Genomic DNA, 15,832 nt, shown 5'->3' with positions numbered 1-15,832 from the left:
AAAGTCTTATACAATACCACCAAAACGCTGATACATGTAGGAGCGAGTGGGGGCACGGCATTGCCGTGCCCCTACGGATGGTGGACTATTAGGTATAATGTGGCTGATGGTAGTGAAGATGCGCTAGGTGCAGAAGATTCTCTAGTTTGGGAATGCGACTGCGAAGAAATATGAGAATGTCAGGTACAATAGGGCTGCATTGGCTTTTCTTGAGAAAGCTGTCGGAAAACCCTGTTTTGACCCAACAACGATTTTTGCAACAAACTTATGTCTGACCTCTCAGCAACCGAGGAGTCAGTGGTAGAGACTGAATCAGTGTTTTTACCATCCCGATTTCAAGGACGCAGACGCAAAGCCGCTATAGTCTTAACTATCGTCTGGACTGGTACGATCGCCCTGCATTTAGTTTCCTGGGGTTCTATATTCGTTCTCGGTCTCACCGCCATTTTAGGCATTCACGCCTGTAAGGTAGTGTTTGTCAAGCCGCGCCGTCATCCAAAACAAATACAAGGTGATTTACCGTTTGTATCTATTTTAGTGGCAGCAAAAAATGAAGAAGCAGTAATTGGCAGATTAGTCAATAATCTTTGCCGTCTGGAATATCCAGATGAGCAGTATGAAGTCTGGATAATTGACGATAATAGTAGCGATCGCACACCGCAATTATTAGCAGAACTGGCGCAACAATACCAAAACCTCAAGGTACTAAGCCGTTCAGCACAAGCAACTGGCGGTAAATCGGGGGCATTAAATCAGGTACTACCCATGACCAAAGGCGAAATTATCGCCGTATTTGATGCTGATGCCCAGGTGACAGCAGACTTTTTGCAACAGGTAATACCGTTGTTTGAAAAAGAACAACTAGGGGCATTACAAATGCGAAAAGCGATCGCCAACGCCAAAGAAAATTTTTGGACTCAGGGTCAAACAGCAGAAATGGCCCTTGATACCTATTTACAGCAACAGCGGATTGCCATTGGTGGTATTGGCGAACTGCGGGGTAACGGTCAATTGGTCAGACGTACAGCCTTAGAACGCTGTGGTGGATGGAATGAAGAAACCATCACCGATGACTTAGATTTGACAATCCGTTTACATCTTGACAAATGGGATATTGAATGCGTATTTTACCCAGCAGTGCAAGAAGAAGGCGTCACGAAAGCGATCGCCCTTTGGCATCAGCGCAACCGTTGGGCAGAAGGCGGTTATCAGCGGTATTTAGATTACTGGGATTTGATTCTCAAAAACCGGATGGGAATCACAAAAAGCTGGGATTTGCTCATATTTATGCTGATTATGTATATTTTACCGACAGCAGCAATCCCAGATTTGTTAGTGGCGATCGCCTGGCAACGTCCACCAATATTAAGTCCGATCACAAGCTTATCAATTACTATTTCAATATTGGGAATGTTTGCAGGTTTAAAGCAAATAAATCAACACCAGGAATTTCAACTTTCTACATATTTGCTGTGGTTGCTTCAGACCCTGCGTGGCACTTTATATATGTCCCACTGGTTTGTGGTCATGAGCTTTACCACCGCCCGCATGGCGATCCAACCCAAGCGCCTGAAATGGGTCAAAACCGTGCATACAGGCAGTGGAGACCATTAATGAACAAATCAACCTTATCCGATTAAACCCAAAAAGCCAATCGTGCTGCACTTACAGGTGGCACGGTCATAGGCTAAATTTCTGGTTCTTGCGTACTTAGCGTGCTGAATTTGTTAAAAAATAAGTTTGAAACCCTTGCCTGGCTCCGATAAAAGCCATTATTTTTTGTATTTGAGCTACTGTTACTAAAAATCAAATTATAAACGCCTATAAGCCTTGTTATTAAAGCAATTTAATCGACTTTCATTAATAATTAAGCACGCTATACACGCAAGAGCCAATCATATCAAACAACAAGGGACTAATCTAGGGTGTGCAATGGCGCTAAAATTTGGTTGGTGGGTACCATTTACAAACCCAATTCCTCGTTTTAGATTTAGCAAATTTGGTATTAATTATGTCCCTCAACATATGCAAAGTATTAGCTATCAGCAATATGAAGATATTGTTAAAGAAGGAGGGATAGAATGGTAAATGATTATGTCACTTTAGTAAAAATAAAAATTTGTCCATACCGCAAATTACAAAATTTGAAAAATCGCTAATAGGCGAATAGATTTAATTGTTTACTGAGCCGTCCTTTGAGAATCAATTCATTTCTGCAATCTTCTAGTACATTAATCCACTCACAATGAATATACCAATTCTCACGCCAATTGATTGTAGCTTGTGGAGGTGTAAAACCAGAACAGAGCTTATATATTTCCTTCAGAGGCAAGTCAGAAAAGCTAAAATTACGATAGATTAAAGTACCATATGCAAATTCACAGTTATCAAAATATCTGTCATAAAACTCTTTTTCTACCCCCATCACAGAATGATACTGTTCCCACATTTTGGAAACAGGTAAAGATATAGTTTTATCTGCTATGAATCCTCCTCTTATAACAGCATCAGGAGCAGTTTCATATAAAAGAATAAGATCACCCAATTCCATACCAATTGGACGTTTTCGCAATTCAATAGTTTTTATACCAGAAATAATGCGTTCAGCATATATTCGCTTGATACTTAAAGCTTTTATATATTTAGCTTGCATAAAGACCTCCAAAATTAATCGCTTTCGTGTAATCATCCACAGTAAATACTATACATTGTCTATGTGATATTGGGGTGAAATAAGAATGATTCGGAGAGTTATATTAAAGATTTGATGACCTGCTTTAAACATCCTGGTCAACAAAGAGAAAACTTTATTACTTCGCACATGATGTGTGGGATGCTTCCCAATACGGTTCAGTTAGAGCCAAAAACATTAACCTGCGTAGGTTGGGTTGAGGATCGAAACCCAACCTACATAAATATTCAGTTTTAGGCTTAACTGAACCGTATTGGAATATGGGTTATTCATCATCGAATTCTGAGTCGTCTAGTACCTCAAATGTATTCACAGACTCGGAAAAATCACCAACATCATCTGTCCCCCGAATGATTTGTCCGTCGAAAAATTTTGCTAAACGTTGAGCGGCGATCGCTACTTCGTCGGTTTCCCAATCAGATGGGGGTGTTTTGGCTGGCGGAGGAGGTGAAGTTTGCACTCCACCAGAATTAGACTTTGCTGACTCGGTTTTTTTTGCTGCTGGTGTGGCTGGCGCTGGTGCTGGCGCTGGTGCTGGCGCTGGTGCTGGCGCTGGTGGCTGGGTCTGGTAACTGGGCGGTGGTGATTGCTGAACCGTCGGTGAGCCGTTAACCGGAGGGTTTTTTTTGGCTGAAGTGGAAATTGAGGAATTTCCTATTTCTAAACTTACTTTAATTTCACGCTGAAAAGTTTGCTGGAAAGCTGCCGTAATCATCGGCAGATCAGATATAAGTTTTTTATACCAAGGTTCAGATTTGACACTCATACGAGCAAAAGCACCGTCAAATTCAATGAGATGGCACATTTGTCGTAGCAACTCTCGCTTTGAGGTCTGCTGAATATTGCCTAGTACTTGCTGCCAAATTTGACTGAAGTCTGTTAGTGTTGCTCCGTCAACTTCCTGTGGGGGTGATTCTAGGGTTTCTGGTTGTACAGGCGGATTTAATGGCGTCTGTTGGGGGGGTGGCTGAGAAATAGACGGCGTTACTGGAGGTGGTGAGGGAGATGGGCTAGATGAGGGATTGGGGTAATAGTTTGGTGTTGGGGGATGGCTGGGTGATACTATTGGTGTGGTAACTCTGGGTGAGACGGTGGTAATTTGTGGGACAAAAGTTGCACTCGGTAACAATCCTAATAATGTCACCTCCAACCACAAACGCGGCTGGGTGGTATTTTTAATTTGTACTTCCGCTGTGCGTAGGTGTTGCTGTCCTGCCAAAATATTACTTATATCTAACTTTTGGGCAAATTCTTGCAGTCCTTTCCAGGTTTGCTGAGTACAAGCCACCAAATCTTGACGATTAGGTGCTGTTTTGGCTATGAGTAAATCGCGGTAGAAACCGGCGAGGTTTTGCACAATTGTTAGGGGTTCGCGACCACGATCAAGGATTTTTCGGGTACAGTCGAGAACTGCTTCAGCTTGATTTTGGGCGATCGCACCTAAAAGCGCCAGTAAGTCTTGTTCACTCACCACGCCAACTAAATCCCAAACTCGCTCTGGTGTGACTTCACCCGATAATAATGCTAATTGGTCAAGGAGACTTTCGGCATCTCGTAATCCCCCCTGAGCAATTTGAGCAATCAACGTTACCGCTTCTGGGGAAATATTAATCTTTTCTATGCTGGCGATCGCACTTAAATGCTTGACCATCGCCTCTAAATTAATACGTCTAAAATCAAACCGCTGACAACGGGAAATAATTGTGGGTAATACTCGCTGTGGGTCTGTTGTCGCTAATACAAAGACCACGTGTTTCGGTGGTTCTTCTAATGTCTTCAGTAGCGCATTGAATGCCTGGGTACTAAGCATATGACATTCATCAATGACATATACCTTGTAGCGACATTGTACAGGGGCAAACTGCGCCTTTTCAATAATTTCGCGGATATTATCGACACCAGTGTTGCTGGCGGCATCAATTTCAATTACGTCTAAAGTGTAGCCCTTGGTGATTCCCTGACAAACATCACATACACCGCAGGGTTGGGCTGTAGGCAAATTATTTTGCAGACAATTGAGCGATTTGGCGAGAATCCGGGCGCTAGAAGTTTTCCCCGTACCTCTAGGCCCAGTAAACAAATAAGCAGGCGCGATTTTTGATGAGCGAATCGCGTTGATCAGAGTAGTAGCGATCGCCTCTTGTCCTACCAGTTCAGCAAAACTCTTTGGGCGATACTTGTGGTGCAGGGGTTCGTAAGACATGAATTGCAGCGCCCAGTCAGTCAAGTTCGGGACTAAACTATTATCGCGTGTTGATGAACGCCAGACCAGAAATTTCGCTTTGATACATTTCCCAGACTTACGAAAAATCAAGGGTTTGAGTTGGGCATGGGGCATGGGGCAAAAAAATTAACCAATCCCCAATAGTAATGAGTAATGAGTAATGAGTAATGAGTAAATTAATCCAATCCCCAATCCCTGGTAACAGAGCGGAGCCGTTCGCGTAGCGTCTCGCAGAGAAGTGCAATCCCCAATCCCCAATCCCTGGTAACAGAGCGGAGCCGTTCGCGTAGCGTCTCGCAGAGAAGTGCAATCCCCAATCCCCAATCCCTGGTAACAGAGCGGAGCCGTTCGCGTAGCGTCTCGCAGAGAAGTGCAATCCCCAATCCCCAATGCCCAATATCCAATGCCCCAATTTCTGTATTTTTTGGTATCATATTTATGGTTTGCTTCACCCCCGTTGGTGTCTGATAAGCCTCTGTCCAGTAGCATCGCGATTATTGGCAAGGGACTCCGTTGCACAGCGTGAAAGTAAGTAGGCAATTTGAGTCAAGCTGTCAGTTAGACAGTTTTAGCCTGTGGACTGGTTAACGCCGACGTTGCCAGAATGTTCGCTCTTAGCGTTCCCGGAGGGTAGCAAGAAGTAAGCATCAAACTACATAACATGAGTAGATTTGTCTATTTGTGAGTAGTTATGAATAGGTCTTATGTAACGGTACAAGGTTTACACCGAGCGAAGCCGAGGTGTAAAGAAATTGCATAGTCGGCGGCAGGGCATTCCGTGGACTTAAAACAAAGCTCAACGCCTCCTAAGCAATAGCTGGATTGGTTGAGAAGCCTACACTGTATGCTTGCATTAGTGTAGTAGTATGTCACGGGAACCAATATTCAATGGTGCTGCAAATGCTCAGGCGGCTAGTTCAGTGGATAAAAAAGCTGTTTCAAAGTTTGTTTGGGGGGAAACAGACTCCCTTAAATGTTAGGGTGGATGTTCAAAAAGCACCACCGCCACCCCTAGCCGATACGGATTTGGAATTTCTCTTCACCGAACTTTTGGCTGGAGTGCATCAGGCACGAGGTCAAGCCTGGGTGGTAAAGTGGCTACATAATATTGAACATCGCGTCCCAACTGATCGCTGGGTGGAGTGGTTACGGCGCTTCGGTGAAAAATTGCTAGCATCAGCTACACCCAATAATGAATTAGCAGCGCGGTTGGTGCAACTGGGTGAATTGGAGATCGGCGAGATTGGAGACCTTGCCTATAATATTGGGATGCAATTGTTGACGCGCAATCAACGGGAACCAATCTGGGAATATGAAGGGCCTGATGCTGTCAACGAGAATTTTCCACTCCCAGAGAACTATCTAACACAAGATGAAGCAGACTCTGTTGAAAATATCCCCGAGTCAGGCGAGGGAGAATACCAAACCCTCTCCTTAGAAGAGTTATTTGTGATGTTGCAACAGGATGAAAACCTGCGTGAGCAGATAGTCCAACAAATGGGAATTGAAACAGACGATCCACAAGTTATTATCCAGGCATTGATTAATCAATTCTATGCTGCTAATCAATCGAGTACTGATGAAACAGATTCAGCAGGGGACGGGAACAGTGTGAAGTTTTGAGTTCGGAAGCTGAAGTTTTGAGTTCGGAAGCTGAAGTTTTGAGTTCGGAAGTCGAAGTTCCAAGTTCACAAGTCGAAGTTCCAAGTTCGCAAGTCGAAGTTCCAAGTTCGCAAGTCGAAGTTCCAAGTTCACAAGTCGAAGTTCCAAGTTCGGAAGCTGAAGTTCCAAGTTCGCAAGTTAAAACTTCTCCCCCAATCCCCAATCCCCAATCCCCAGCGATGCACTGAGCTTGTCGAAGTGTCCCCAATCCCCAATCCCCAGCGATGCACTGAGCTTGTCGAAGTGTCCCCAATCCCCAGTCCCTGAAAAAATCAATTTAGCAAATCATCAGAAAAATGGGTATGAAACCCCGTCCTTCTAGGACGGCTTTACATGGTATAATCAGCACAGCAACTAGGACCTTAATTGGTGGGTGAAACTCCCAGTGGCGGGACGTTCTGGTTAAAAGGCTGTTACTCTACATGGGTAATTCGGTACTCTGTACTCCAGTCCCAGCCCCCACAAACAAGGACAATTAAGTGAGTGAGTAACAAGCATACGATAAGTAGACCCAATGGGCAGTTTACGCACTGCTTGGAGGGAGTAGGCGCAATTGACACCGCGCATCGCACGACACTGGGATACGGGTAAACGGTTCTGGGAGTTGTGGTACGAGCAATGCCATTCCTGGTATCTCCTTTTAAAGAATCTCCTCGCCTAAAGGCAGGAGAGTGTCAAGAAATATTGTATTTTAATTATCAAAAAAAGGATGATGATCCCCAGAAGTTTAGAGGGTTTTTACGGAATTAATGATTTTTTTAACACAACGATAGCTACAATCTAGGAAAACTAAAATCCAAGAGTGTGGCAGATGCTCAGGCGGCTATTTCAGTGGCTTAAAAAGTTTTTCAAGCGCCCCTTTGGCAGTCAGCAGACTCATTCTCAGAATGCCACAAGGGGACGCAGGGTGGTGGAGTCACCACCGGAACTGACGAATGCGGATTTGGAACTTTTGTTTACCCAGATGCTGGAAGGCGTGCATCAAGCACGAGGAAAGCAGTGGGTGGTAAAGTATCTGCAGCGGATGGAAAATCGTATTAGTGATGACCGTTGGCTGAGTTGGTTGCTGGTTTTTGGTGAAAGATTGTTAATTTCGCCTGCTCCGAATCTTCAGTTAGCAACGCGAATGGTGCAGCTGGGTGAACTTGGTATTGGCCAAATCGGTGAACTGGCTTATGAAATCGGTATTCGGCTGTTGACGCGGAATATGGCGACAGAGTATGGCGAGAATGAGGAACCAGAAGAGGTTGAAACTACTACGCCGGAAGAAACTCTGCTCATTTCTCCTGGAGAAGAGTTAATCCGTAACTTAGGTGAACGGTTATGGGACTATGAGGAGGAAGATGGCGAAAGCACAATACCAGCGCCGGAGTTCATTTCTGTTCAAGAAACATGGACGGGCAATTTAGGAGAGCTGATCTGGGAGTATGATCAACAAATAGATAGCGAAACTACAAAACGAGCAACTTTGCTGATTCCCTCAGAGGAAGATGCGATCGCTCATTTGGGCGAACTGTTCTGGGATTATCACGAGCCAGAACAGGTGGAGACGATAAAACCAGAACCTCTGCTCACTCCCCACCCAGAAGCGCGAGAAATTCCCCCCTTAATAGAGGAGAAACAGGAGCAGTCTTTGGCTAGATCAGAGCCTGATGTAGCCGAGGTCTTAGATGTGCTGTTAGGGAGATTGGATGAAAATACGAATTTAGTTCAGCAACTGGTTTCGGATCTGGCAATTCAAAAGAGCAATCCTCAAGTTATTGTTGAGTCAAAATCCGAGCAGGCGCAAGCATTTTTTTATCAAGCTCTCCAGCAAGCGAAAACAGGCAATTTGTTAGGAGCAATTGCATTTTATAATCAAGCAATAGAACTTAAACCTGAATATTATGAATATTGGTTTAACTTAGCCCTGACACTATTTCATTTAGAACGGTTTGCTGAGGCGATCGCATCTTATGAGCAGGTGATAAGACTCAAACCAGACCACTACAAAGCTTGGTACAATCGCGGTGGTATCCTCGGTGAATTAGGACAATTTGACGAAGCCATTGCTTGTTTTGAACAAGTGATAAAAATTCAGCCTGAATACCAACAAGCTTGGTCTAGTAGAGGCTTGGCGCTACTGAAATTAGGGCAGTTATGGGAAGCCATTTCTAGTTATGACCAAGCCCTAGTTTTGCAACCAGAAGACCAGGATAACTGGTATTATCGAGGTATAGCATTGGCTTTGGGTGAGCAATATGAGGAGGCGATCGCATCCTATGACAAAGCTTTGGAAATCCAACCCGATTACCAGGAAGTTTGGATTGATCGGGGTGTAGTACTGTTTAATTTAGGACGTTGGTCAGAGGCGATCGCATCTTATGATCAAGCTCTAGAAATCCAACCCGACTTCTACTTAGCCTGGTACAATCGCGGTATAGCTTTAGATAACTTATTCCATCGCGAAGAAGCGATCGCCTCCTACCGCAAAGCTATCACCATCAAACCAGACTTCCACGTAGCTTGGTATAATCAAGCAGTAGCAATGTTTTATTTAGGAAGATTTGCCGAAGCGATCGCCTCTTATGACAGTGCTTTGCAAATCAACCTTGACTATTGGGAAGCTTGGATTGGTCGAGGAACCGCCGCCGGCAATTTAGTTAATCCTGATGCGCTGTTAAATTTATTTACTAGCATCACAGCCACAAATCCAGCCCTGAAGGAGAGTGGTTATCAAGGCAAATTGGCTAGCTATCAGGAAGGTTTAAAATACGTTCGCCCAGACACCTATCCAGAAGGTTGGGGTAGATTACATTTAGCAATTGCGAATACTCACTACGAACGAGGAAAAAAACATTCCACACCCCGTTATTATTGGCAGCAAGCTGTAGCAGAATATAATCAAGCGCTGTCAACTCTGACAATTGAAGATTTTCCTAAGTTACATTTAGAAGTTTTGCAATCGCTGATCAAAACACATTTGGGGTTAGGAGAAACAGAACCAGCACAAGAATTTCTGCGACAAGCTACAGATTTATTTCATCAATTAATTTTTGAACCAACTCGCTCTGATGATAGTAAAAAACAGCTAAGTCTCAAATTTGCAGGTTTAGGGCAATTGGCGGTAGATTTAGCCGTAGAATACGGGGATTTGGTAGAAGCTTGGGAAATCGCCGAAGACGGCAAAAATACTTGTTTCAATTCCCTGCTTTTTGGTTTGCGAGAAGAGATTTACTCACCCAGATATGACTCAATTCAAGAACTGCTAAATCCCACAACTGCAATTATTTACTGGCATGTTAGCCCCACATGTCTACATACCTTCATTCTCAAAGATGAAGCGCCATCCCCAATTTTGATATTTACACCCATGCAGAATTTTGGGGTAATACCTTCAACAGTAGCCACCATATATGGAGATGAGTTTCCCCTCCCGGAAGCAGTGGAACGTCTCAGAGAATTTGAAACTTGGCTGGAAGATTGGCATCAACAATATCAAGAATATCGCCAAATCCAAGACCAACAAAGCAAAAGGAACCATTCCTGGCACTTGGATATGGAACAAAGGCTTTTAGAACTGAGAAATTTGCTCAATATTTCCACAATTGAACAGGAACTTGAAGGTATCACCCAACTGATTTTAATTCCCCACCGTGAATTGCACAGATTGCCTATTCATGCACTATTTGGTCACTATTCTTTGTTCGAGGAAGATATATCAAGTGTTGCAGCGAATTACACTATTAGTTATTTGCCTAGCGTCCAAATCGGCTTAACTCTAAAAGCCGAGCCAATATGGCATAAAGATAATCAATTATTCCTGAGTGTAGAATACCCCAACAGCACAGGTTATTCTCCATTAAAATTTGCCAAAATGCAATCGGAACTTGTTAGTGAAATGTTCGTGCATTGTCAACGTATTCAGGGGGGACAAGCTACTAAAAATATTGTAGAAAATGCCTTATTTGATGATCACCATATATTTCACTTTACAGGGCATAGCACAAACAACTTGACTGAACCTAGAAAATCAGAATTGGCATTAGCGTATGAAGACAAACTCACCCTAGAAGAAATCATTCAACAAACTCTAGTCAGTTACAACCTTGTTACGCTTTCAGGATGCGAAACTATCAGCAATCACAACCACAATATCACCAGCGAATATGTGGATTTAGTTAGTGGTTTCTTGAGTGCGGGAGTTTCCCTGGTGGTGAGTACCCTTTGGACTGTAGAATCATTTGCTAATGCTTTGGTGATGATTGAGTTTTATCGACGACTACAGCCAGATAAATCCGCAGCTACTGCTTTAACCGAAGCCACAGCATGGCTGAAAGAACTCACAGCTAGGGAACTGACACAATGGTATGAAGACTTATTGCTTAATTTGCATCCAGATGAATTAAGAATTAGGGCTTATGTCGCAACACAGATGTATAGAACTAGTAAACTAGCACCAGAGCAAAAACTGTATACTCATCCTTACTTTTGGGCAGCATTTACAATTGCAGGTAAATTACAATAATGTTTTATTTTAGGTAGAGTTAAAAACTTTACTTATTCTAATGGAGAGGCTGCACCAACGGGCTATATATCCCCCAATACGGTTCGGTTAAGAATATTCGTAGGTTGGGTTGAACGTTCGCGTAGCGTCCCGTAGGGAAGTGAAACCCAACAAACCCGCGCAAATGTTGGGTTAGCCTTCTCCTGCGGAGACGCTACGCGAACGGCAAGCCCCTTCGGGTCTACGTGCCTCAACCCAACCTACACATTTTTATTTTTTAGCCTTAACCGAACCGTATTGATATATCCCCTATTGTCTAGACTAGTTGGCGTAGCCTCTCGCACAAAATGGGCTTTGTTTGTTACAAATTTTTCTTGGTTATTAATTTATGATGTAAGTTGTTCACAAAGGAAATTTTATTAAATCGAATGGAAGCCACAGTAAAAAAGTCGGATTTCGTCCTGACTCCTTATATGAAGAGCAATGACTTGCGGGGAGCGTATCAAATCCTCAATACAGTTGTTCCTTATGTCCTTTTATGGGTTTTGGCAATTAAAGCAGCTTCCGTTTCTTTTTGGTTACTTCCACCGATCATGGTTTTGATCACACTCTTTTCACTGCGTTGTTTTTCTTTAATGCATGATTGCGGACACTATTCACTCTTTAGTTCAAATCGGGTCAACCGGGTTATAGGTTTTATGCTGGGGGTGATCAATGCGATTCCCCAATATCCCTGGTCAAGAGGACATGCTTATCACCACAAAACCAATGGCGATTGGGAACGGTATCGCGGACCTTCTGCATTGATCTCGACGGATGAGTTTGCTCTCCTCTCGCCATCTGCTCAGAAACGGTATGAACTGCTAAGACACCCATTGATGATTTTTCCGGGTGGGTTTTTCTATCTAGCGATTAAGCCAAGATTGGCACTGATTAAGGGAACTTATGGTTTTATCGTTCATCTACTGACTTGTCTGAAGACAGATCCGGGTATAGGTTTAGCCAAAATCATCTCCTCGTATAAATCGAAAAATTGGTACACAACGGGTGAGTTTTGGGATCTACTCTTTAACAACATTTGCGTAGTCGGTGGCTGGATTTTTTTCAGCTATTGGCTTGGCTTTGGGTTCTTCTTTAGCGTCTACTCAATTACGTTAACGTGTTCTGCGGCGATTTTCATCTGTGTATTCTTTGTGCAGCACAACTTTGATGGCTCATACGCTCATAAAACCGAAGGATGGGAGTATTTGCGGGGTGCGATTTATGGGAGCAGCTACCTGAAGCTACCCCCGATTTTGAAGTGGTTTTCGGCAGATATTGGCTATCATAATATTCATCATCTCTCTGAAAAAATTCCGAATTATAACCTCGAAGCTTGCCACAATCAAAATATTCACTTACTTGCAGATGTAAAAACACTAGAAATAGCAGATATTCCTGATTGTTTTAAATTCATCCTGTGGGATTGTGCCGCAAATCAGCTGGTGTCGATCGCATCATTTCATCAAACAGTCTCCGTGGGAATGATGGAAAAAGAAGTAGGGTCCGTCAAAAACCAAAAATCAGTCATCTCCGTTAAAAATTAATCTGTCCTACTCTCGGCTACAGACTAAAGCAATTATTGAGCCAATATTAGCAGGGTTGGAACTGGGGAATGTGGCGAATGATGATATTCAGTGTCACCCCACCCCGGTTTCGTCTAAAGCCAAAACCTCCCTTCCCCGCTTGCGGGGAGGGGATTAAGGGGTGGGGTAAAAAGTCCGCCAGGGACTACAAGTCCCTGTCTCATAGCTTAAGTCCTCTATAAGAGGACTAAAAACTATATTTTCTTAATGTAAGATGCATCACATATTTTTTATGGATTCATGGTTTATACGTAAAGGTGCAAGATCTGAGGTATGTCCTACGATACTGATTAGTTTTTTTAGGTTGAATTAATTCTCATCTTTTGCAGAGCTTGTATAACTGCGTCGCTTTAGCCTGTCGTAGACATCGCTGTTCAGATTGGCTGGGTATTTTCTGGGATTTAGTGTGTAGTTGAATCAATTCTCAGAACCAAGTAGATAGACCTAGTTTATATGAAATATCAAGAAATATTTACATAAGATTACGGTACACAATGTAAAAAAAATAAAATTATTATAAAATAGTAATGAGTTAAATACTATACAAATTATGGCATCGGTAAAAAATAGTTTACAAACTACTACTCGCCTGCTTTTGGCTTTATGGGACTTGGGAGGAACGCAGCAGGAAGTATTGAAAGGTCAACTCAGCAAGCGTATTGTATCCAAGGGTAAGAAAGCAGCAGATTATCAGGGCGTATTTGAAGACTTGCAGAAACAGGGTGCAATTATCATCTCTAAAAAGGGATATACTCTCACATCTCCCACAGGTTTAGAGGTGTTGGGTGAGGGTTTGCGAAGTGGCGAGTTTAAGTTTGAAGGGACGATTGTTGGTACTTGGGCGGCGAATGCGCTGGTGAGGTGGATTTGTCAGATAAATGTTGCGGTAGTTGGTAGATCTGCACCAGTGAATGGCAAGAGTGCTATCGCTTCTTATGACGAGTTTAAGTCTGTGGCTTTGGAAGTCTACGACAAACTGAATCAGAATTACAACCTAGATGATCTAGTACCAATTTATCGGATTAGGAGAGAAATAGGCGATCGCATTAGTCGTGAACATTTCAATGCTTGGCTGCTGGAAATGCAAGCAAACGATATTTTGCAGCTTCAAGGTGGAAGTTTACCAGATAATGATCCTACAAAACTTGAAGATTCCGTAACTACTGAAGTCAGTGGACTGCGTTGCTATGCAAAACGTTTAAACTAGTCCAGTAATTTTTGTAATTTTTGCTCATTCTCTGCAATACCTCATACACAACAACTTCAAATATATGTCGAACGATTTAATTAATCTTATCAGCAAAAGCAACCCTTTTCAAGGACGCTTAGTAGTTAGAAGTCAAAATGTTTGGGGACAAAGTTTTCCGGATGTACAATCTTTAAATTCTCATGCTTCTGATACTGTTTATGAAGCAATTGAGAAAGTTCGTACCAAAGAGCGACAAGTTATAGGTATTACTATTAAAGCAGAAAGAGGGCTAGGTAAAAGCCATCTTATAAGCAGAATTCGCCATAAGTTACAGATTGATGGTAGTGCTTTATTTGTTTATATGAGTCAGTGTGATGATTTAAATCGTATTAAAACAGCATTTTTAAGCACTCTCGCAAATAGTCTCAAACAACTAGGTAGTCAAGGTGTTAGTCAATGGCAGGAATTAGCAACAGCCTTAGTTAATGAAGCTTTCAAAAAAAACTATACACCTCAACAGCTAGTAAATCAATTTCCAGGTGCATTAGCTAAAAATCCCAAGGTAGTTGAAGTTTGGCGAGATCAGGTGCTAGGTATCAAGGCTGACATCGAAAATCCTGATATTCTTACTGCGATTTTATGGACGTTATCTCCTGACCCAGCTTATGAAATATTTGCCATTCGATGGCTTGCTGGTAATAGCCTAGTACAGACTAAAGCTGATTCAATGGGGTTAGCTAATATAAGCGCAGATGATAAAGAGGCTGAATCATTCAATACAGTACGACAAATTCTTGACTTAATTAGTGATTATAAGCCAATCGTAGTTTGTTTCGATGAAATGGAAAATTTAGGATGTAATGATGCGGGATTTACAGGAGCACAAGTTACTGCTCTCTTGGCAAAAGACTTATATGACAAAATTAAACAGGGGATTTTGCTAACATCTATATATCCTGAAACATGGATACATCAAGTAAAAAAATTACCTTATGCTGAAGCAGTTGTAGATAGAATAGGTGAACAGGTTATTGATTTAAAACATCTCAATTCTGATGATGTTGTTGCCTTAATTTCTCGATGGCTGGAAGATTTTTATCAGGAGCATGGTTTAACACCTCCTAATCCACTTTACCCGTTTAATGAACAGGAACTAAGAGATTTAGGTAAAGAAAGACCAATAGTTAGAAAAGTTTTGAAATGGTGTGCTGAGAATTTTAAATTGCCTGATGTTGACCCAGTAATAGTAATAAAAACACACCCTGTGGAATTTGCTTATAATCAACAAATAGCTGCTTTAGAAACTACTAAACAAGATTACATCGAGGATAAAGCAACTCTGGCTCAAGCACTCCGATTAGGATTTAGTGCAGTCATTGGTGAAACCATAGAAAATGTGAAAGTTGAAAAAGTTGTTGATGTTCAAGTAAAAGCTGTTGATAGAGGCTATGTGGATTTTAAAATTGTTGGCAAAGAAAATAGCAAAGATGTCAAAATTGGCATAGCTGTTCTGCAAGAATCTGGGGGTTTAGTAGTCCAAGCTACATTGAAACGGTTAATTCGCTACAAAGATTTTGATTTAACTCGTGGTTGTTTAGTTCGCTCTAAGCAAATTAATAAAGGTGCTACTAAAGCACAAGAGTATTTAAGTGATCTGTTATCCCCAAAATTGGGTGGTGAATGGGTATTATTGAAATTTGAAGACATCAAACCACTTTTAGCATTGCATTTTGTCATGAAAGGTCGTGAAGATGATGAATTAAGCGAAGATCAGATCATAGATTTTATTCGCGAAAAGCGGATAGCAATTGATAATTATCTGATACGTGAAATTCTCAGCAACCCATCAGGACAAGTTCCTCAAGATGCAGTTAACGAAGAAATTGATAACAGCACAGTAATTTTAAATCAAATTGCAAGTGCCGAAAATACTAGTAACTTTGATTTATTTTAA

At 42.1% G+C, this 15,832-nt stretch carries 11 protein-coding genes; 7 read left to right on the top strand and 4 right to left on the bottom strand.

The window, feature by feature from the left end; genetic code table 11:
- The first annotated feature begins 267 nt into the window (after nucleotides 1-267).
- A complete protein-coding gene (locus HEQ19_17935) occupies nucleotides 268-1,614 on the top strand; it encodes a glycosyltransferase family 2 protein (GenBank protein ID WYM01089.1) in 1,347 nt (448 codons plus the stop codon).
- 216 nt (nucleotides 1,615-1,830) lie between these two features.
- On the top strand, nucleotides 1,831-2,088 hold the full coding sequence (locus HEQ19_17930; protein ID WYM01088.1) for a hypothetical protein: 258 nt from the start codon (nucleotides 1,831-1,833) through the stop codon (nucleotides 2,086-2,088).
- A gap of 67 nt (nucleotides 2,089-2,155) precedes the next feature.
- Here the strand turns inward: HEQ19_17930 and HEQ19_17925 are convergent, their stop codons facing one another.
- The 3 genes from HEQ19_17925 to HEQ19_17915 form a co-directional block, all read right to left on the bottom strand.
- On the bottom strand, nucleotides 2,156-2,653 hold the full coding sequence (locus HEQ19_17925) for a hypothetical protein (protein ID WYM01087.1): 498 nt from the start codon (nucleotides 2,651-2,653) through the stop codon (nucleotides 2,156-2,158).
- A 304-nt stretch (nucleotides 2,654-2,957) separates the two neighbouring features.
- Complete coding sequence (locus HEQ19_17920; protein ID WYM01086.1) at nucleotides 2,958-4,895, bottom strand: DNA polymerase III subunit gamma/tau; 1,938 nt, start codon at nucleotides 4,893-4,895, stop codon at nucleotides 2,958-2,960.
- A gap of 197 nt (nucleotides 4,896-5,092) precedes the next feature.
- Nucleotides 5,093-5,350 carry a hypothetical protein gene (locus tag HEQ19_17915; GenBank protein WYM01085.1) on the bottom strand — a complete coding sequence of 86 codons (258 nt, stop codon included), beginning with the start codon at nucleotides 5,348-5,350 and terminating at the stop codon, nucleotides 5,093-5,095.
- 466 nt (nucleotides 5,351-5,816) lie between these two features.
- On the opposite strand from HEQ19_17915, the gene HEQ19_17910 reads away from it, so the two are divergent.
- On the top strand, nucleotides 5,817-6,539 hold the full coding sequence (locus tag HEQ19_17910) for a hypothetical protein (GenBank protein ID WYM03485.1): 723 nt from the start codon (nucleotides 5,817-5,819) through the stop codon (nucleotides 6,537-6,539).
- Here the strand turns inward: HEQ19_17910 and HEQ19_17905 are convergent.
- Nucleotides 6,478-6,831, bottom strand: a complete 354-nt coding sequence (locus HEQ19_17905) for a hypothetical protein (GenBank protein WYM01084.1) — start codon at nucleotides 6,829-6,831, stop codon at nucleotides 6,478-6,480. The two genes, HEQ19_17910 and HEQ19_17905, sit on opposite strands and share 62 nt — an antisense overlap.
- Before the next feature lie 558 nt (nucleotides 6,832-7,389).
- Here HEQ19_17905 and HEQ19_17900 point away from each other — a divergent pair.
- From HEQ19_17900 to HEQ19_17885, 4 genes are all read left to right on the top strand, one after another.
- A complete protein-coding gene (locus HEQ19_17900) occupies nucleotides 7,390-11,085 on the top strand; it encodes a tetratricopeptide repeat protein (protein ID WYM01083.1) in 3,696 nt (1,231 codons plus the stop codon).
- A gap of 407 nt (nucleotides 11,086-11,492) precedes the next feature.
- Entirely contained in the window at nucleotides 11,493-12,650 is a 1,158-nt protein-coding gene (locus HEQ19_17895) for a fatty acid desaturase (GenBank protein WYM01082.1), read from the top strand.
- A gap of 589 nt (nucleotides 12,651-13,239) precedes the next feature.
- Nucleotides 13,240-13,896 carry a hypothetical protein gene (locus tag HEQ19_17890; GenBank protein WYM01081.1) on the top strand — a complete coding sequence of 219 codons (657 nt, stop codon included), beginning with the start codon at nucleotides 13,240-13,242 and terminating at the stop codon, nucleotides 13,894-13,896.
- A 64-nt stretch (nucleotides 13,897-13,960) separates the two neighbouring features.
- A complete protein-coding gene (locus tag HEQ19_17885) occupies nucleotides 13,961-15,832 on the top strand; it encodes a P-loop NTPase fold protein (GenBank protein ID WYM01080.1) in 1,872 nt (623 codons plus the stop codon).

The organism is Gloeotrichia echinulata CP02 (assembly GCA_038087035.1).
Taxonomy (GTDB): domain Bacteria; phylum Cyanobacteriota; class Cyanobacteriia; order Cyanobacteriales; family Nostocaceae; genus Gloeotrichia; species Gloeotrichia echinulata.
This window is presented reverse-complemented; position numbering and strand designations above follow the sequence as displayed.